Raw genomic sequence first — 18,122 nt, forward strand, 5'->3', positions numbered from 1 at the left:
GGAGTTGACCTCTGTCGAGGTTGATAAGAATGGCAAGGAGACTCCGGATGCTACTTCGGAGAAGCCGAACCACATCGCTGAGCACAAGGACATCAACGATAAGGATCAGACTGTGACCTCTGAGGGTTCTGAGAAGACCCCGAAGATTTCCACTAATGCTGACTTCGCTGATGGTTCCCACGAGGTTGTTGCTGGTGCCAAGGTTGTTGATGAGGTTTCCTATGAGGGTCTGGTTCCGGGTAGGGAATACACCCTGAAGGCTGAGCTGATTAGCAAGGAGGACGGCGAGTCTGTTCTGGGTACCGGTGAGAAGACCTTCAAGCCGGAGGCTTCTAACGGCAAGGTTGAGGTTGAGATCACTGTTAATGATGATGTGACGGAGCCGGTTGAGGCTGCGGTTGCCTTTGAGGAGTTGACCTCTGTCGAGGTTGATAAGAATGGCAAGGAGACTCCGGATGCTACTTCGGAGAAGCCGAACCACATCGCTGAGCACAAGGACATCAACGATAAGGATCAGACTGTGACCTCTCACGAGGTCCACGATCAGGACACGCCAGGCGGTTCCTCCAAGGGCAAGATTCCGTGGTGGCTCATCCTGATTCCGGGCATCGGCTTGGGCAAGATCATCAAGGATCACTTCGACCACAAGGATCATGGCAACCACAACGGTGGCCACGGTGACAACACCGGTAACCATGATGGTGGCAACGGTAAGCACACCGACGGCCACAATGGCGGCAATGGTCACGAGGTCAAGGGCCAGGACGCTCCTAAGGGCGGCAACTCTGACAATGGACACGGCCACGGCATCGAGGTCCAGGGTCAGCAACCTGAAGAGACTGGTAACGCACTGCCATCCAACGCTGACCGCGTTGAGATTAAGTCCGTACCGTCCGGCGCAACCGAGCTTGAGCCGGGTATGCAGGATTACATCAAGTAATCCCTGAGCATCGGTGAGGCGGCCTGCGGGTCGCCCCACTGGGGCTGAGACTTAAACACCAAAAATCCCCTCCAGGGTGTGATTGCACACGCTGGAGGGGATTTGCATATAACCTGCACAGGGTAGACAAATCGAGGAAGTGAAGGAAGCTAGCTATGGGAAAGCACAGGGAGCCAGAGCAGCCGGAGGAAAACGGCGCTTCGCAGTATCCGGCGAGTGGGGAAGAAGGGGGCGTCGGCAAGCGGGGCATGGGCCGTGGCAAGCTGATCGCTATTATCGCGGCCATCATTGTTGTGGCGTTGATCTTGTTGCAGGTAGTGCTGTATTTGGCGCGCGATGATGAGGATGAGGCTGGCTCGGCGCCGGAGACGGTGGCCAGCGAGAGCGCACCGGAGGAATCTGGACCGAAGTCTGATGCTTTCGTGGATGATTCGGGCCAGCAGGAGCACGAGTACGAAGCCGCGCCTGGTGAGTTCAAGGGCTTTGAGGGAATGTCCGTAGGGATTGATGGCGAGTACGCGGCCGTGGATCCCGTACAGGTCACGGACCAGGGCGTGCTGCTTCCGCCACACGACGTCACCCGCGTGGGTTGGTATTCCGCCTCCGCAGTACCGGGTGAGCCGGGCAATGTGGGCTCGAGTGTGATTACCGGCCACATTAACTACCAGGGCCAGGGCACTGGTTATGCGGAGAAGTTCACCAAGCTGAAGAAGGACCAGGAATTTACCGTGGTCATCGACGGCCAAGAGCGCACTTTCCGCGTGACCGAAGCGCCGTATCGTCTGCCCAAGGGTTCCGGATTCCCGGATGTGGTCAACGATAAGGAAGGCGAGAATCGCCTGGTTCTTATTACCTGCGGCGGCCAGTTTGTTGGCGGCGCGCTGGGTTATGAGGACAACATCATTACCGTGGCGGAGCCGGTAGGCGAGCCAGAGCAGCCCGCCGAGCAACCGGCCGGGGAGGCGCCGGCTGAGGCTCCTGCAGCCTAGGCGGAAATGTTTCAGGTGCCCTGTGGAATTGCCCACAGGGCACCTTTGCTTATCCGGCTTACCTGGCATGTAGGTGGTGGGGTTGGGGCCTAAATATGAAATAATTTAGGGCAGTAAACGCCGCTGCCTGCGGCTTAGAAGGAGCATTTTCATGGATAATCCAGGCGAGATCGCCGGTCATATTGGCACGCCGCTGACCAGCAATGCCACCAAGGTATTGCTGCTGGGCTCGGGCGAGCTGGGCAAGCAGCTGGCCATGTCCTTCCAGAACCTGGGCTTGGAGGTCCACGCGGTGGACTCGTATGCGGGCGCGCCGGCGCACCAGGTGGCGCAGTATAGCTACGTCGCCGATATTAAGGACACCGGGCGCATCCTGCAGCTGGCACAGGAGATTCAGCCGCACTTTGTGGTTCCAGAGGTAGAAACCGTTGCGGTAGAAGCCCTGGAGGAGATGGAAGCGCATAGCGACGCCATCGTGGTGCCTTCCGCTCGTGCCTGCGCCATGACGCAAGATCGCCAGTGCGTGCGCGAGGTGGCGGAGAATATCGGGCTGCCGGTTTCGGCATACCGCTTTGCCAGCTCTGTGGAGGAGCTGGAAGAAGCAGTCGGGGAGCTGGGCTTTCCGTGCATTATTAAGCCGGATGTGTCCACCTCCGGTAAGGGCCACATGATTGCCCGCGAGGAGGACGATGTACGGGTGGCCTGGGAGACCGTGCGGCGGGTGTCCTCGGACTCGCAGCGTGTAGTGGCCGAGCGCTTCGTAGATTTTGACTTGGAAGTCACCCTATTGGCCATCCGGTCCATCGACCCGGCCACGGGCAAGTTGGCCACGTGGTTTAGCGAGCCCATTGGTCACCGCCATGAGCGCGGTGACCTCGTGGAGGAGTGGCAGCCGACCGGCATGAGCGAGATTGCGCTGGAAAATGCCCGCTCGGTGGCCGCGCGCATCTCCAATGAGCTGGGCGGGCGCGGCGTGTACTGCGTGGAGCTCTTCGTTGCGGGCGATGACGTGTACTTTTCCTCCGTGTCCCCCCGTCCCGCGGATACGGCGATGCTGACCTGCTATACCCAGCGCTTTTCCGAGTTTGACCTGCATGCGCGCGCGATTTTGGGCTTCCCCATTGACGCCACCCTGGTCACCCCGGGTGCCAGCGTGGTCATCCACGCGGACGAGGAGCCGAATGAGGTGGCCTATACCGGCGTCGCCGCGGCCCTCAGCTATGCGGAGACGGACGTGAAGCTCTTTGGCAAGCCGGGGGCCTACAAGGGCCGCCGCATGGGTTTGGTCTCTTCTACTGCAGAAAATGTGGAAGAAGCGCGCGACCGCGCAGCACTAGCGGCACACAAGATCGAGGTGACCTCCACGCCGGGCCTGCTGGCGCAAGACGGCGCCCGCGGCATCGATCCAGAAACCGAGAATGTTCCCGATATTGAGGTCGTGGAGTACGAGGGCGGCGTGGAGCTCGACCCGAAGCTCGCCTCCGGCGTGGCCGACGCCGACTAGTAGCCGGCTAGCTGGCTATGCGGCTAGCCGGCGGGGCGCAGCATCGGCTGGTGGGGGACTCCCTCGTCGTCGAATGGCTCTCCAGTCGGCGTGAAGCCGAAGGAAGCGTAATAGTCCACTAGGCCGGCCTGCGCCTCCAGATAGAGCGGCTGGCCTGGGCGCATGCGCTCGCCAAGGTCTATGGCCGCCTGGAGTAGCTCGCGGCCGAGCCCCGTGCCGCGTGCGGCCGGCGTGAGCGCGAAGCGGCCGATTTGTGCGCCGGTGGTCGGGGCGTTGGTAGGCGTGGCGTCGGAAAGCGCGGCGTCGTCGGCAGGCGCAGCCGGAAAGACGCGGGCCGTGCCGAGCAGCTCGTGGGTTTCCGCGTCCCAGGCCAGTAGGTGCACGGTCTGGGGGTCGGCGTCGGTTGAGTCAATCTCGGCGTACGGGCTGCGCTGCTCGTGCACAAAGACGTCTACCCGCAGCTTGTAGAGCTGGTGGACGTCCAAGGCTGCCAGTTGGCCCAAGGGCGCGGCGGAAATGAAATGCGGCAAGGTCTAGGCCTGCGGACCGGCGTGCTTGACCATTTCGTCCCACTCGACGATCTTGATGCGCTCGCGGCCGTGCGGTTCACCGGCGGCGCGCTCAGCGGCATCCAGGCGGTGCCAGCCTTCCCAGGTGGTCACGGCGATATCGCGGGAGGCCAGGAAGTCTAGGATGTCCTGCGGGTCGCGCTTGGTGGCAGGCTCCAAGTCGCCGGCCTTGTAATCGGCGATGAGCATGGTTGTGGTGTCCTTGGCATCGGACTTGGTATTGCCAATCAGGCCCACCGGGCCGCGCTTAATCCAACCGGTGGTGTAGAGGCCGGGCAGCTTTTCGCCGTCGACATTGGCCAGCACATGGCCGCCGTCGTTTGGCATGGTGGCCTTGGTCTCGTCGAAAGGCACGCCATCGACGGACTGAGGGTAGTAGCCCACGGCGCGGTAGACTGCCTGGACCGGCCACTCGGTGTACTTGCCGGTACCGGTTACGGTGCCATCACCGTTGAGCTCAGTGCGCTCGGTCTTGATCGCGGTAACGTGCCCGTCCTCACCCAGCACCTCTACCGGGGACTCAAAGAAGTGGATGTAGAGCTTGTGCGGGGCATCGCCCGGCTCGCGCATGGCGTAGGACTCCAGCGTCTGGCACACCAGGTCTGTGGATTTGGCGGCGCGGCGTGCCTCCTCAGAGGCGGCGTCATACTCGATGTCCTCGGGGTTGACAATGACCTCGATGGTCGGGGACTCGTCTAGCTCCTTGAGCTCCTTCGGCGTGTACTTGGCCTGTGCCGGGCCGCGGCGGCCGAAGACGTGGACCTCCTTGGCACGGTTTTTCTTGAGTGCTGCGTAGACGTTATCCGGGATCTCGGTAACAAGCAGCTCGTCGGCGGTCTTGGCCAGGATACGGGAGACGTCGAGGGAGACATTGCCCACACCAACTACGGCGACAGATTCTGCAGAGAGATCCCAATCGCGTTCGAAATTGGGGTTGCCGTCATAAAAGCCCACGAATTCGCCGGCGCCATGGTTGCCCTTGAGGTCCTCGCCCGGGATGCCCATGCGCTTATCGGCGGTAGCACCGGTGGCGAAGATGATGGCGTCGTAATATTCGCGCATCTCCTCGACGGTGATGTCCTTGCCCACCTCAATATTGCCCAGGAAGCGGATCTCTTCCTTTTCCATAACGTTGTGCAGGGACTGCACGATGCCCTTAATACGCGGGTGATCCGGTGCCACGCCGTAGCGGATCAAACCGAACGGCGTCGGCATCTTTTCAAAAAGATCGATCTGCACATCGAGGTCGGATTTCACTAGAAGGTCAGAGGCGTAAATGCCTGCCGGGCCGGAGCCGACCACGGCGACGCGCGCTGGGTTAGTCATGTGCTTAGGGTGTCCTTTCTTTCGTTGTGCTGCATATTCTACGCGGTCACTATGCGATAAAAACCACAGCATTACTAACCCCAGTTTAGGGCGGTCACGATGGGGCATAGGAGGGGGTAAATCGCGTACAGTGGAATAGTCACCGCGTGTTAATAACTGTGATGGCTGACATGAAGTTATGACACGCGTTAATTGTGTTCAAGTGACCGTGACTGAAAGGTAAATTGCATGTCTGCATCTCATTCCGCAGTTATTAGCGCTATCGGCCGTGGCTTCGATGGCCTCGATGTGCCCGCCTTGGCTAAAGACCTAGGCGCGGAGCTCATCCGCCTCGAAGACTTCGATGCCACCGTCGCCGCCGTACTTGCTGAGGCTCCCGCCGCTGAGAACATCGTGGCGCAGGGCACCGGCGATATCGCCTTCGATGCCGAAGTAGCTGCCGCCCTTGGCCTGCCGCTGGCCATCATTTCCGGCGCCCCGCAACGCACCGGCGAGCTGGCACAGCACAATGCGGAATCCTTGGGTGCCACCGTTGCTGGCATCTTCACCGACCTGGAAGCGGTTCCGGGCGCACTTGCTGCGCTTGGCGACGTCTCCCCGGTCATGTCCGCAGACCTCTTCCAGAAGCAGCTTATTGATCAGGCCCGCGCCGCCGGTTCGCACATCGTTCTGCCAGAGGGCGACGATGACCGCATCCTCGAAGCCGCTCATGTGCTGCTGCGCGATAAGGTTGCCAAGCTGACCATTCTGGGCAATGAGGCCGATATCAAGGCCCGCGCCGAAGAGCTCAAGCTCGACCTGGCTGGTGCCGAGATCATCAACCACCTCGAGTCCCCGCTGGCAGAGGAGTTCGCCGCCGACTTTGCCGAGCTGCGCAAGAAGAAGGGTGTCACCCTCGAGCAGGCGCGCGAGACGATGCAGGATATCTCCTACTTCGCCACCATGATGGTCCACAAGGGCTTGGCCGATGGCATGGTCTCCGGCGCTGCTCACACCACCGCCCACACCATCAAGCCTTCCTTCCAGATCATCAAGACCAAGCCGAATGCTTCCGTCGTCTCCTCCATCTTCCTGATGGTCATGCGCGGCCGCCTGTGGGCCTTTGGTGACTGCGCCGTCAACCCGAACCCCACCGCCGAGCAGCTGGGTGAGATCGCGATTGTCTCCGCACAGACCGCTTCCCAGTTCGGCATCGACCCGCGCGTGGCCATGCTGTCCTACTCCTCCGGTACTTCCGGTTCCGGCCCGGACGTCGAGCGCGCCGTGGCCGCCGTAGAGGCCGCCAAGAAGCTGGATTCCTCCGTCAAGGTGGATGGTCCGCTGCAGTTCGATGCCGCCTGCGATCCAGGCGTTGCTGCGAAGAAGATGCCGAATTCTGAGGTTGCCGGACAGGCAAATGTTTTCGTCTTCCCGGACTTGGAGGCCGGCAATATTGGCTACAAGACGGCACAGCGCACCGGCGGCGCGCTCGCCGTGGGCCCGATTCTGCAGGGCCTGAACAAGCCGGTTAACGATTTGTCGCGTGGTGCGACCGTTCCGGACATCATCAACACCGTTGCAATCACCGCTATTCAGGCTGGAGAGAAATAAATGTCATACGTTCTGGTCCTTAACTCAGGTTCTTCCTCCGTTAAATTCCAGCTGGTCGATCCCGAATCCGGCGCCACGGATACCCCGTTGGTTTCTGGTTTGGTCGAGCAGGTTGGCGAGCCCCTCGGCGCTGTCACCGTGAAGACCGGTGGCGAGAAGTACAAGGAAGAGCTGGAAATTCCTACTCACTCCTTCGGCCTTGAGCGCGCTTTTGCCATCATGAGTGAGCACAACGTGGGCCCGACCGACGTGGATGTCATCGCCGTTGGCCACCGTGTCGTCCACGGCGGACGCCTCTTCTCCGAGCCGCAGCTCATCGTGGACCAGATCGAGTCCATGATTGAGGACCTCATCCCGCTGGCTCCACTGCACAACCCGGCTAACTTGGACGGCATCCGCGTGGCTCGCAAGATGCTGCCGGATATCCCGCACGTTGCCGTCTTCGATACCGCCTTCTTCAACACCCTGCCGCCGGCAGCCGCGCTGTATGCCATCAATAATGAGGTGGCATCCAAGTACGATATTCGCCGCTACGGCTTCCACGGCACCTCCCACGAGTTCGTCTCTCAGCAGGTTCCAGGCCTGCTGGGCCGCGATCCGATGCACACCCACCAGATCACCCTTCACCTGGGCAACGGTGCCTCCGCTGCAGCCATCCGCAACGGCCGCGCCATTGATACCTCGATGGGCCTGACCCCGCTGGCCGGTTTGGCCATGGGTACCCGTTCTGGCGATATTGACCCAGGCATCATTTTCCACCTTGTCCGCCAAGCGGGCATGAGCGTGGATGAGATTGACAACCTGCTCAATAAGCAGTCCGGTGTCAAGGGCATCTCTGGTGTCAATGACTTCCGTACGCTGCGCGAGCGCATCGACAACGAGGACCAGGACGCGTGGCTGGCCTACAATATCTACATCCACCAGCTGCGCCGCTTCATCGGTTCCTACATGATTTCCCTGGGCCGCGTTGACGCCATCACCTTTACCGCCGGTGTGGGTGAAAACGATACCGAGGTGCGCCAGGACTCCCTGTACAACCTGGATATGTACGGCATCCACTTTGATAAGGAGCGCAACTTGGTCCGCTCCGATCAGCCGCGCATGATTTCCACTGAGGATTCCCCGGTTAAGGTCTTTGTCGTTCCGACCAATGAGGAGCTGGCTATCGCGCAGAAGTCTGCCGAAATCGCCGCTATGGCGCGTGAGGCTGGGCTTTACAAATAGAAAGGTTCCTCCCCGGCCAGCGAAAGCGGCCGAGCAGTGAACAAGGGGGCGTGCGGTAAAGAAGACCGCACGCCCCTTCTTTTGTTTTCTGCGCTGTGCGAGTAGATGAAAGAACGCAAGCTAGAAGGTGGTCACGGGGCGGACCTGGTTGGCAAGGTCCACGAGGGCGTAGCGGTGGCGGCTAAACGGTGCCTGGCGGGCGAGGGCGCGAAGGGTCTCGGACAGGCCGGTGCGCAGGCCGCGTTGGGTGAAGGCGTACTCGAAAAGATCGTTGGGGGAGGCAGCATGGGAAAGATCGGCGTTGCGCAGGAAGTTAAGGCCGGCGGAGATGACGGCGATCTTGATCTGGAGGAAGCGCGGCTCGTTGGTGGGGACCTCTTCGAGGCGTCGGGCAGCGCGGCGGATGCGGGACTCGGAGAGATCGTGGACGATGAGCTGAAGGATCGTCGTCAAGCGGGCCATGCGGTAGTGACGCGAGGCATTAGGAACCTTGTCTAGTACGGTGACGGCGACCTCCACCTCTCCCTCGGAGCGCAGCTGGCGGGCGAGGCCAAAAGAGGAAGACACGGTCGTGGGGTTGGTGGACCACACGATGCCGTAGAGGCGCATGGAGTTAAACCGCAGGGCAGCGGGGTCTTGAGTGACGTGGTTCCAGATTTCTGGCTGGCCCTCAAAGGCGGAGTTGGGGAGATCGGCCAAGGTGGAATGCATATTGGAACAGGCCCGGGCCACCCTGGGATCAATGAGCGAGATTTCGCTGTAGTCCAGTTGCTGCAGGATGAGCTCGTTGATGGCGGCGATGGCGAGTTTGGGTGCCGCCTCGCCCGGAAGGAGATCGAGGACGGCGGAGAAGTATTTCTGGGCGTCGCGGTAGTCATCTAGGAGCAGTTCCGTGATGCCGGCATACCACTGGAAGCGCCAGTCCCGGCCGAGGCGGTCTTCGATGGAGCTGAGCCACTGCCGCGCCTGGCCGGTATAGCCCAGGTCGATCATGGAGCGCACCACGCCGAGTGGGATTTCGGCCGAGTGCTCGTACTCGGGGGTCTGCATGGCCTGGCGGAGGGTTTCGAGGGCTTCTTGTGGCTCCGCGTAGGAAGCACCCTGCAGCAGGCCGGCGCCCACATCGTCGCGGTCTAGCAGCGGGGTGGGCAGGGCGGAGACTACCTCGGGGGCGGTGATCTGGACGGTGCGATCGATGCCGTCAATAAGCTGGTCGGTGCGAAAGACCAAGTGCTTGGTGCCAAAGGTGGTACGTTGCGGCGAAAAGAGCGAGTGCTGGGAAGGATATTGCAGGCCGTCGCGGATGGCAATGACCTCGCGCAGCACGCCGTAGAGCTGGGTGCGCAGCTCCTTGATGGAGGTAAAGCGGCGCTCCGGATCCGGGTCCGTGGCGCGCTGTAGCAGGCGGTATAAGGACAAGAAACGGCGCAGTTCCGGCTCCTCGGTGGGGGTGGGGATACCTGGCAGATAAACGCCGTCTTCGGTAGGAAGCTTGAGGCACAGCGAGGCTAAGGTACGGCCGATGGTGTAGATATCGCTGGCGATGGAAGGCCCCTCGGTGGCGACTTCCGGGGCCTGATAACCCTTGGTGCCGTAGATATAGCCAAAGGCGCCGATGCCGGAGACCGCGCCCAAGTCAATGAGTTTGACCTGGTCCTCGGTGACGATGATGTTATCGGGCTTTAAGTCGTTATAGACCACCCCGCGCGAATGCAGGTACTCCAGCGCGGGCAGGACTTCCAGGATATAAGCGATTGCGATATCGACCGGCAGTAGCTTGTCCGTCTGCTTTTTCCGCCTGTTTTTAAGCGACGGCCCGCCGACGTACTCCATGACAATAAAGCCGCCGGGTACCCGGGGGTCATCGATGAAGTTGAAAATCTTGACGATGCCCGGGTGGGTAATATCCGCGAGGAACTCGCGTTCTGCCACCGCAGCGGCGGTTTCATCGGCCGATTTTTGGGCCTGCATACCTTTGAGGACCACCACTCTTCCAGAAACAAAGTGGTCATTGGCCAGGTAAATCCAGCCCATGCCGCCATGGGCGATGACGCCCAAGATTTCATATTGGCCGGCCACCATGTCACCAGGCTGTAACTGCGGTGGCGGGATCTTTTTACCGGAGGATGCCTCGTGTGGGTCGATCAGGGCGTCGGTCGGCTCGGAGGGGGTGATAAACGGCAGCCGCACCATGCCATCGGCCACGCGGCGCTCGGTGCGGTGGGTGCCACGGCGCTCGCGGAAGGTATCGAGTGCGCGGCGGCGCGAGCGCTGCGAGGAGTCCTCCTGGGCCTGCTGGGCGCGCTGCTGTTCGCGCTTAGCCCGGATATTGTCTAGGTCCGCCAAGAGGCTAGAGATATGGTCCGGGTCGATGGAACCATCGCCATCCTCGTCATCGTCTGCGAAGGGATCGAAGGCTACCGCGGAGGTGCCGGTATCACCGTCTGCTTCATCCTCGTCAGCGAAGGGATCAAAGGCCACCGCCGCGGTTGCTTCCTCGTCTTCGTCCGCAAACGGGTCAAAAGCTACGGCTGCGGTGGCGGGGCCGTCGTCCGAGGGGGCATCGCCTAGCGCATCCGGCTCCTGCGCGGAATTGGTGGCATTGGTGGGCTGGCGGAAGGCACGCTGGGTATCAAGGTTTTCCGGCTCGATGTATTCGAGCTCATCATCGCTAAAGTTCGGGTTATGGCTCATGGTTTAGCCTCCTCCTCGATATACTTTCCGGCCGGCAGCGTGGGCTCTTCTAAGTAGGCACCGAGCCACTCCTCAAAAAGGGAAGACCACGTGCCATCGCGGCGTATGCGCTCTAGCGTGGAATTTATTTGGCGCAGCAGTGGGCGGGTGTCATGCTGCTTGCTGGGCAGGCGCACGGCCACGCCGTAGTTTTCGGTTTCCAGTGGTTCGCCCACGATAGAGGTATAGGAATCCTGGGCGGCCATGCCGGAGAGCAGGGCATCATCGACGACGATGCCATCGGCCTGGTTGAGCTGCAGTGCCATGAGGCAATCGCCCCAGGAACGGGTGACCAAGATATCGGCTTTGGGGGCGTGCTCGCGGATGGTATCGAGTGCGGTGGATTCGCCCACACCGCACAGCGTCTTCCCAGCGGTGTCCTTGATGGATTTGATGCCAGATTTGCTGAGCACCAGCATGCGGGTTTGGGTACGCATATAGGGGATGGAAAAGGCCACCTCCCGCTCTCGCTCCGGGCTAATGGTCATCGTGCGCACAATCATGTCCACCGCGCCGGAATTAAGGGCATCGACTCGGTTGGAGGATTCCACGAAGCGGAAGTCCACCTTATTGGGATCACCAAAAATATCGCGGGCAACCTCGCGGGCGATATCTACCTCGAAGCCGCGTACTTCACCCGAGGCGGCGTCGCGGTAACTCAGCAAGTTATTGGAACGGTCCACACCCACGATGAGCCGGCCGCGCTTGACGATGTCCGGCACCCGTTCTTTCGCTTTCTTGTCATCTGGGCGGTAGCTGCCTTTAATGTCTTCACCAGAGGCGCGGTGCGCGGGGGTGGTTCCTGCCTTTTCAATCTTTGCCCCATCTGGCAGCGGCGGGCCCGGCTTTGCGTCAAGGGCCTGCTCGGCGGGCGCCTCCAGTGGCGGGGTAGAGCGGACATCGCAGGAAGCCAGAGGCAGCGCGGCGCAGACGCAGGCAAGCGAAGCGAGGACGAGGCGTGGGCGGCGCATTAGAGGTACTCCTGCAATCGGGGACGGATGCCCAGCCACACGGCGATAATGGCGCATAAGGTCAGCAAGAATACGGCCGAGGACACCGCGGTCATGGCGGTCAGGCCGCGTTCCAGGTAGCTGCGCATAGCGACGCGCGCCTGACTAATGAGATCGGAGAGCTCCGCGTCGAGCTCGTCATAGGAACGCGCCGTGGTCATCTCACCGTCCTTGGGCTCGGTGGCCGTGGCCTGGTAGATGGCTTCATCATAGTCGCCGTCTTTCAGCGCGCCCATGAGCTTATCGTGGGTGCCACGCCACTGCTCGGCGGCCGCCCGGGCGCTGTGGATGAGTTCGGGGTCGGTGACCTCCACGTCCTCATCATTGAGGGCATCCTCATAATCCTGCAAGGCCATTTCGATGGAGTTAATCGAGCTGGAAAAGCGCACCATCGTATCCTCCTCGGAGGAACGCAGCACCAGCGCCAGGGTTTCAGAGGTGCGCGCCTGCTGCGCCTCAATACGCGAAGCCGTCAGCGAATCCCATGGGCGCGAGGCTGTCTCAAAGCCCTGGTGGCCGGTGGACCAGGTAGCGAGGTTGGATAGTGCTACCCAAGAAATGGCCAGGAAGAGCAGCACGCTGGCCGTCAAAAAGCCACGATTAAAACGCCGGCGGGTCTGGCGCCACAGCCACCACTGGGCCACAACGAGGAAAAAGAGCGCGGCAAAGAGGCCGGAGAGCGGCACCCACTGCGGCGAGGTGAGCTTTTGTTGTTGCTGATTCACCTTGGCGGTGGTCAGCTGGAATAGCTCGGAGGCAGCCGGCAGGATATGCTCGCGCATGAGCGCCGAGGCATTGGACATATAGGAATTGGCCACCGCATTGCCCGCCCGGTGATTAGAACGGGCCTTTTCCACCATCGCGGTATAGACGGGCAGCTCGCGCTGGATAAAGGTCACCAGCTCGCGCACACGGCCATCTTCCTGTGTGGTACCCAGCACGGATTCGGTGGCTGCCACCGAAGCGGCATCAATAGCTTCGTTATAGCTATCGCGATTTTGCTCTGATTCCACACCGGCCTGTACGAAGCCGGTGGTGGCCACGGTATCGGCCACCGAAAGCGAACTATAAAGGTGGTGCGCCGCATTCGACATCGGTTCGGTAGTGCTTAGCAGCTCGTCCAAATCGGAGTGGCGGGCGGCGGAAGATTGGGACATCGATAAGCCGGCAGCGCCCAGGGCCACGGTGAGGATGAGCGTGACCGTAAAAAGCTTGCCCGGGGTGGTGGAGGCAAAGTAGTAAAAGCGGCGCATCAGGCGCGCCGGGCCTGCGAACCATTGCATGGCGCGGCTGCTGAGCCCGCTGAAGGCCGGGCCGGTGGGCGCGGTGACCTCATCGAGCCAGTGATCGCTCGGGTGAGCGTGCTCGTTGTGCACGCCTTCTGCCCGGACTGCCTGCTCGGTCATTAACTCAGAATAGCGTCCGCAGTGTGCTGGGCGCCACCATATACCCGCGTGTGTGGCTAGGATAGGCAGCATGCATAATCCTCACAGTGGAGACGGCTGGGCGGCAGGTCCTGGCGGCATTCGGGTCTGGGGAAAATTCGGTGCCGCTGGCCTCTTTCTTGTTGCCGGGCGCAAGGTGCTTCTCCAACACCGTGCCGCGTGGACCAATCACGGCGATACATGGGGGATTCCGGGTGGCGCCCGTGATTTTACGGAGACGCCGACCCAGGCCGCGTTGCGCGAAACTCAGGAAGAATGCGCGATTGCGCCCCACGATGTGGAGGTACTCGATGCGCAAGTCACGGCCGGGCCTTATCCCGCAGCGGGGGATCTACCGGGGGAGTGGACCTATACCACCGTGCTCGCGCGCACGCGCACCGGTGTTCCGCTTCCTACTACAGCTAATGAAGAGTCCTATGAGCTGCGTTGGGTGCCTTTCGACGAGGTAGAGACCCTCCCATTATTGGCTGCCTTCCGCCGTTCCTTTCCCACCCTGCGGGAGAGTATGGAGGCATTGAACAGGTAAAGTTGCCAGATTTATGGCACTCTAGTGCCATGATCGAAGTAGAAGGACTGACTAAACAATATAAGTCTGTCCGCGCCGTTGATGATCTCACCTTTCAGGTAAAACCCGGCATGGTCACCGGGTTCCTAGGCCCCAATGGCGCGGGCAAATCCACCACCATGCGCATGATCCTCGGCTTGGATGCTCCTACGGCCGGCAAGGCGCGCATTAACGGCAAGCACTACCACGAGCTCAAGCAGCCCCTGCGTGAGGTGGGTGCCTTGCTCGATGCCAAGGCAGTGCACCGCAACCGCAGCGCCGCTAATCACCTGAAATGGATCGCACAGTCCAATGGCATTTCTACTTCCCGCGTTGACGAGGTCTTGGGGCTGGTAGGGCTTTCCGACGTCGCCGGTAAGAAAGTCGGCGGCTTCTCCCTCGGCATGGGCCAGCGCTTGGGCCTCGCCGGCGCACTGCTCGGTGACCCGGGCATCCTCATTTTGGACGAGCCGGTCAACGGCCTTGACCCGGAGGGCATTCGCTGGGTGCGCCAGCTGGTACGTGCCCTAGCCAAAGAGGGCCGCACCATTTTGATTTCTTCCCACCTGCTGTCGGAGATGTCCCAAACCGCAGATCACCTCGTGGTCATTGGTAAGGGCCGCTTGGTAGCGGACCAGCCCACCTATGACTTTGTGAAGGACCACTCGGAGTCCTCCGTGTTGGTGCGCTCCGATCATCTCGATGCCTTTGGCTCTGCTCTGCGCGCCGAGGGAATCTCCTTTACCGAGTCCACTGACGAGGAAGGCCGCCCCCGCTTGGTGATTGCCAACCAGACCACGGATTTCGTGGGCCAGCTGGCGTACTCCACCGGTGTGCCGCTTAATGAGCTAAGCCTCAAGAGCGCCTCCCTAGAGGATGCTTTCATGGAGCTTACTGGCGACGCCGTCCAGTACCACGGCTCCACCGGCGCCCCCACCCCCGGAACCGCTGGCGCCGCCACTCCGTTCGCTCGACCCACCCAGCAGGAGGTTTAATTCGCCATGCTGAATACCTTGAAGTCCGAATGGACCAAGCTGCACACCACCCGCTCCTTCTGGTGGACTACCTTCATCTTCCTCTTCTTTGTCTGGGGTTGGGCCATCTTGAATGCTCGCCTTACCCAACCGGCGGAAACCCCCGAGGATGTAGAGTTGGGCATGGGGATTATTACCCCAGATGGCGCAGTGACTTTCCTTTTTTCCCTTGGCCTGCCTGTACTCATGATCCAAGCCATCATGATTGTCACCACTGAGTACCGCTTTGGTACGCAGACCATCACTTTCATGGCCACCCCACGCCGCTGGTCGGTCGCTGTGGTCAAGTTGCTCATGTACGCGGTTATCGCCGCAGCATTGACCTTTGTGGCCGTGGTGGGTGCCTACCTACTCACCGAGTTTTTTGCTCACGATGAGGTAGCCGCGCAATTCCAGCCTTGGGACGATGAGATGGGGCAGAAGCAGCTGTGGAAGTATCCTCTAGCCGCCGCGCTGCTCGTCCTTTTCTCCCAAGGTCTCGGACTGTTATTGCGCTCGACGGCTGGTTCCGTGGCCATTGGTCTCATCCTCTTCCTCGGCGTGGATAATCTTGTGGCTGGCCTTCCCAAGTTTGGTAGCAAGCTGGTCAACTTTATGCCGTTCAAGTCTTTCCAGTCTTGGCTGTGGGAGATAGATCCGGTTGATGCTCCCTGGAAAGATAACTGGGTATTTTGCCTGGTATTTATTGCCTGGTCTCTCCTTTTGTGGGTCCTCGGCGTCATCGTCCTGCAAAAGCGCGACGTCTAAACACCTCTAACGCTTAAGCCCCCATTGCTTAGGCGCTTCACCGCCTCGGCCGGCAGCTCATTCGCTGCCCGCCGGGGCGGTGTCTTGTTTCCGGACCGTTTTCGCTGCAGCCGCGGTGGTCCGTGTTCGCTCTACTGCAGCGCGGAGGTAAGTCGCATGACATTATCCACGTAGCGGCGGATAAAGCCGCGCTCATTCCATTCCTCCAAAGTTAGCTCGTGACACACGGCGCGGTAATTGGCTACGAGTTGGTTGAACTGGTCAATGAGGTCTCCCTTGGCCACCAGCATGGTGGACTCATAGTTCAGACCAAAGGAACGCGGGTCCATATTGGAGGAGCCGAACATACACAGCGGATCGCGGCCGGGATCGTCCGGGTCGGTAATAATGAACTTGGAGTGAAGCACAAAGGGATAGGGGAATTGGTAGATGTGTACGCCTGCCTCTAGCAGGGCCTGGTAGTAGGAGGACTGGGCATGGTTGACCATAAACTGGTCCGCCTTTGCCGATACATAAAGCTCCACATCCACGCCGCGGTAGCAAGCGGTGGTCACGGCCTCCAGCAAGGATTCGTCCGGGACAAAGTAGGGCGAGCACAAAACTAGCCGGTCCTTGGCGTGGTGAACCAGGGAGTTGAACATTCGCAGGTTTGGCTCAGTGGTATAACCAGGTCCGGAGGGGATGATTTGGAGGTGATTGGCGTCGGCAGTCTGGGCGTCGTCATAAGGCAGCTCATCGAGGGGAAGGTTCTCGTCTGCCTCTAGGTACCAATCCACGGCGAAGACCGCGGACATGGAAGTCACAATCGGCCCGGAGAGCTCTACCATGTAGTCGATCCAGTAGCGGTCTTTGGTTTTGTACTGGCGCTTAATCATATTCAGCGAGCCGATAAAGCCCACCTTGCCATCGATGATCACCAGCTTGCGGTGGTTGCGCAGGTCCGGACGCCGGAAACGGCCCTGGTGTATCTGAATGGGCAGCATGAGATGCCAGTCCACGCCTATCTCTGTCAGCTGCTTGCCCAGCTTGAAATAGCCCTTGTACTTAAAACTGCCGATCTGATCCAGCAGTAGCCGCACCTTCACGCCGCGGGCGGTAGCCCTGCGCAGTGACTCGAAGAAGACGTCCGTGACCTCGTCCCAGGACTGGATGTAGATCTCGATGGACACGTACTTCTTGGCGCGGTCAATGGCGGCGGCGATAGCGCGAATGGACTCGTCATAATCCGCGTGCAGACCCAGGTTGTGGCCCACCAACGCTGGGAATCCGGTCAGCTCGCGGTTGAGCCGGATGACCGACTCAGTTTCTGCCGAAAGTATGCCCTGTGGGTGGTCAGGGGTGTGGGCCGTGACGTTTTCAATCTTCTCATTTGCTTGCTGCTGGATGCGGTGGCGGCGCCGGTTGATATACGGCGAGCCCATAAGCAAAAACAGCGGCAGACCGATAAACGGCAGCACCAAAATAGCCAGCAGCCACGCGGTGGAACTGGACGGGCGGCGGCCTTCGGGCACGAAGCCAACGGCAATAATCTTGATGCCGTAATCCAGGATTAGGAATAAAAGCTGCCAGAAGCTGAGATCAAGCGACCAAGACATTTATCGCACGGAATCGAAATCGGGCAGATCGAAATCTGCGAGAAGCGGGCAGTGATCGGAAGTTTTATCGCCGGCGCGCTCAACCAAGTCTACCTGTGCGCCCGTTACGTGCTGGGCAAGTGGGGCGGAGGCCAACTGGAAATCGATGCGCATGCCTTCGTTCTTTTGGAAGCGCATGCTCTTGTAATCGAAGTAGGTATAGCGCTGGTCCTCCGTGAACCGGCGGGTGACCTCCTCGAGCCCGGACTCTTCCAGCATCTGGAATGCGGCGCGCTCTGGCTCGGTGACATGCGTCTTGCCGCGGAAGGCTTCGATGTCCCATACGTCTTCATCGCGCGGAGCAATATTGAAATCACCGGTCAAGAGAAGTTTAGACTGCGCATTATTTTCCGCATAGTGCGCCAGGTGATAGAGAAAGTCCAGCTTGTAGTCATAGTGGCGGTCCGTGATCTCGCGGCCGTTGGGCACGTAGAGGGACCACATTTCTACGCCACGGATGCGGGCCCCTAGCGCTCGTGCTTCACGGTCTTGTGGCCTATCTGGATCTTTGGCAAAGCCGGGTTGTCCCGGGAAACCTACAAAGACCTCCTCGGGCGCGTCTGTGGACACGATGGCCACGCCGTTCCACTGGTTGAGCCCGTGGCACGTGACGTGCAGACCCGCTTCCTCGAAGGGCTCGCGTGGAAACTTATCGTCTTTTACCTTAGTTTCCTGCAGGCACAAAACGTCGATATCGTGCTTGGAGATAAGGTCCAGCGCCCGCTGTGTGCGGGTACGAACGGAGTTAATATTCCACGTGGCGATGCGCATGCCACATACAGTACCTGCCCGCTGCAGCGAGGTCAGTGGGCAGTCCCATAAGGCTCACCACC

At 60.4% G+C, this 18,122-nt stretch carries 15 protein-coding genes; 8 read left to right on the forward strand and 7 right to left on the reverse strand.

What is annotated here, in order from left to right; genetic code table 11:
- The 3 genes from RAE07_RS05445 to purT form a co-directional block, all read left to right on the forward strand.
- Window positions 1-940: VaFE repeat-containing surface-anchored protein (locus tag RAE07_RS05445; RefSeq protein WP_317001473.1), on the forward strand; the 940-nt coding region annotated here is incomplete at its 5' end.
- Window positions 941-1,095: 155 nt separating this feature from the next.
- Window positions 1,096-1,929 carry a class F sortase gene (locus RAE07_RS05450; RefSeq protein WP_248100049.1) on the forward strand — a complete coding sequence of 278 codons (834 nt, stop codon included), beginning with the start codon at window positions 1,096-1,098 and terminating at the stop codon, window positions 1,927-1,929.
- Between the two features lie 151 nt (window positions 1,930-2,080).
- Window positions 2,081-3,433 (forward strand): formate-dependent phosphoribosylglycinamide formyltransferase, encoded by a 1,353-nt coding sequence (gene purT, locus RAE07_RS05455; RefSeq protein WP_317001474.1) that lies wholly within the window; start codon window positions 2,081-2,083, stop codon window positions 3,431-3,433.
- A 23-nt stretch (window positions 3,434-3,456) separates the two neighbouring features.
- On the opposite strand, the gene RAE07_RS05460 is transcribed toward purT, so the two are convergent.
- Together RAE07_RS05460 and RAE07_RS05465 are read right to left on the reverse strand one after the other, a co-directional pair.
- Window positions 3,457-3,963 (reverse strand): GNAT family N-acetyltransferase, encoded by a 507-nt coding sequence (locus RAE07_RS05460; protein WP_317001476.1) that lies wholly within the window; start codon window positions 3,961-3,963, stop codon window positions 3,457-3,459.
- Window positions 3,964-3,966: 3 nt separating this feature from the next.
- Window positions 3,967-5,328: an FAD-dependent oxidoreductase gene (locus RAE07_RS05465; protein ID WP_269953920.1), complete on the reverse strand. Its 1,362-nt coding sequence runs from the start codon at window positions 5,326-5,328 to the stop codon at window positions 3,967-3,969.
- Between the two features lie 228 nt (window positions 5,329-5,556).
- On the opposite strand from RAE07_RS05465, the gene pta reads away from it, so the two are divergent.
- Window positions 5,557-6,918: a phosphate acetyltransferase gene (pta, locus tag RAE07_RS05470; RefSeq protein ID WP_317001477.1), complete on the forward strand. Its 1,362-nt coding sequence runs from the start codon at window positions 5,557-5,559 to the stop codon at window positions 6,916-6,918.
- Window positions 6,919-8,142 (forward strand): acetate kinase, encoded by a 1,224-nt coding sequence (locus RAE07_RS05475; RefSeq protein ID WP_023019978.1) that lies wholly within the window; start codon window positions 6,919-6,921, stop codon window positions 8,140-8,142.
- A 120-nt stretch (window positions 8,143-8,262) separates the two neighbouring features.
- Here the strand turns inward: RAE07_RS05475 and RAE07_RS05480 are convergent, their stop codons facing one another.
- The 3 genes from RAE07_RS05480 to RAE07_RS05490 are packed head-to-tail and all read right to left on the reverse strand — an operon-like array spanning window position 8,263 to window position 13,291.
- Window positions 8,263-10,836 (reverse strand): serine/threonine protein kinase, encoded by a 2,574-nt coding sequence (locus tag RAE07_RS05480; protein ID WP_317001478.1) that lies wholly within the window; start codon window positions 10,834-10,836, stop codon window positions 8,263-8,265.
- Complete coding sequence (locus RAE07_RS05485) at window positions 10,833-11,846, reverse strand: glutamate ABC transporter substrate-binding protein (protein ID WP_023019976.1); 1,014 nt, start codon at window positions 11,844-11,846, stop codon at window positions 10,833-10,835. Before RAE07_RS05485 ends, RAE07_RS05480 begins: the two co-directional genes overlap by 4 nt.
- Window positions 11,846-13,291 (reverse strand): GlnX family signal transduction membrane protein, encoded by a 1,446-nt coding sequence (locus tag RAE07_RS05490; protein ID WP_317001479.1) that lies wholly within the window; start codon window positions 13,289-13,291, stop codon window positions 11,846-11,848. Before RAE07_RS05490 ends, RAE07_RS05485 begins: the two co-directional genes overlap by 1 nt.
- A gap of 70 nt (window positions 13,292-13,361) precedes the next feature.
- Here RAE07_RS05490 and RAE07_RS05495 point away from each other — a divergent pair, with 70 nt between their 5' ends.
- From RAE07_RS05495 to RAE07_RS05505, 3 genes are read left to right on the forward strand one after another with little or no spacing between them, the layout of a single operon-like run.
- Window positions 13,362-13,856, forward strand: coding sequence for an NUDIX domain-containing protein (locus RAE07_RS05495; protein WP_023019974.1), 495 nt, complete (start codon window positions 13,362-13,364; stop codon window positions 13,854-13,856).
- Between the two features lie 29 nt (window positions 13,857-13,885).
- On the forward strand, window positions 13,886-14,869 hold the full coding sequence (locus RAE07_RS05500; RefSeq protein WP_023019973.1) for an ABC transporter ATP-binding protein: 984 nt from the start codon (window positions 13,886-13,888) through the stop codon (window positions 14,867-14,869).
- Window positions 14,870-14,875: 6 nt separating this feature from the next.
- Window positions 14,876-15,655: an ABC-2 transporter permease family protein gene (locus RAE07_RS05505; protein ID WP_317001481.1), complete on the forward strand. Its 780-nt coding sequence runs from the start codon at window positions 14,876-14,878 to the stop codon at window positions 15,653-15,655.
- 131 nt (window positions 15,656-15,786) lie between these two features.
- On the opposite strand, the gene cls is transcribed toward RAE07_RS05505, so the two are convergent.
- Window positions 15,787-17,250, reverse strand: coding sequence for a cardiolipin synthase (cls, locus tag RAE07_RS05510; protein WP_317001482.1), 1,464 nt, complete (start codon window positions 17,248-17,250; stop codon window positions 15,787-15,789).
- Entirely contained in the window at window positions 17,251-18,060 is an 810-nt protein-coding gene (locus RAE07_RS05515) for an exodeoxyribonuclease III (protein WP_317001483.1), read from the reverse strand.
- Window positions 18,061-18,122 lie beyond the last annotated feature (62 nt).

It is taken from the genome of Corynebacterium nasorum (genome assembly GCF_032821635.1).
Taxonomy (GTDB): domain Bacteria; phylum Actinomycetota; class Actinomycetes; order Mycobacteriales; family Mycobacteriaceae; genus Corynebacterium; species Corynebacterium kefirresidentii.